Annotated in this window: 1 rRNA gene; it reads left to right on the top strand. The window is 51.2% G+C overall.

Annotated features, from left to right (window positions below):
- A 23S ribosomal RNA gene (locus tag A2J03_RS03320) occupies positions 1–518 on the top strand; the annotation flags it as partial.

A 518-nucleotide genomic window follows, 5' to 3' on the forward strand; every position in this document is an offset into this window, starting at 1 on the left:
CTTTTCGGTGTGAGCTGGGTGAGGTCGCAGAGACCAGTGAGAAGCGACTGTTTACTAAAAACACAGGTCCGTGCGAAGTCGTAAGACGATGTATACGGACTGACGCCTGCCCGGTGCTGGAAGGTTAAGAGGACCGGTTAACTGCACTTGTGTGGTGAAGCTGAGAATTTAAGCCCCAGTAAACGGCGGTGGTAACTATAACCATCCTAAGGTAGCGAAATTCCTTGTCGGGTAAGTTCCGACCTGCACGAATGGCGTAACGACTTCTCAGCTGTCTCAACCATAGACTCGGCGAAATTGCAGTACGAGTAAAGATGCTCGTTACGCGCGGCAGGACGAAAAGACCCCGGGACCTTCACTATAGCTTGGTATTGGTGTTCGGTTCGGTTTGTGTAGGATAGGTGGGAGACTGTGAAGCGGTGACGCTAGTTACTGTGGAGTCGTTGTTGAAATACCACTCTGATCGTATTGGATACCTCAACCTCGGACCATGATCTGGTTCAGGGACAGTGCCTGGT

The sequence above is a fragment of the Rhodococcus sp. EPR-157 genome (assembly GCF_001647195.1).
Taxonomy (GTDB): domain Bacteria; phylum Actinomycetota; class Actinomycetes; order Mycobacteriales; family Mycobacteriaceae; genus Rhodococcoides.